A 513-nucleotide genomic window follows, 5' to 3' on the forward strand; every position below is an offset into this window, starting at 1 on the left:
ATCGCTGAAGGTTCAATGTTAAGCGCTGATGGCTCCGTAATATTAGCAATCGGTATGCCGACTTGATTGATAGTGGCCACCCCGTCGATATGACGCGCGCGCAGCCAGCGATAACTGTCAAAACCCGAAGGATTATTCATTGCCTGCTCTGATGTCGCAAGCGGCGCTAGGCTCAAGCTCATAAACAACTGATCGCCTGGGCGCAAATCATTTAAACTATTGAGAGACTGATTTGATACTTTGGGGTAAGCGCTCAGCAGTACCTTATAGGTTGAGACATAATCAGAGCGCTGACTATTATTGTCATTTGACAACAATGTGGGGTTTAATTCAGCCGCTGTCATCTCAGCGACTTGCGGCGCGTAATGGCTGATAGTCGCCACCTGCCGATAACCACTGCTCGCCTGTGTATCATAAACGCTGTCGCTTACGCCTTCGATAGTAACCAGCGCTGACACCCGCATAGAATCAGTAATTTTTGTAGTTTCTGCTTGCTGATACTCATAAGTAGCT

General features: G+C 47.8%; 1 pseudogene. It reads right to left on the reverse strand.

Features of this window, described 5'->3' with window-relative positions:
• Positions 1-513: pseudogene (locus tag ACTXGO_RS16675) on the reverse strand (ComEC/Rec2 family competence protein); the annotation flags it as partial.

The sequence above is a fragment of the Psychrobacter sp. T6-1 genome (assembly GCF_052258445.1).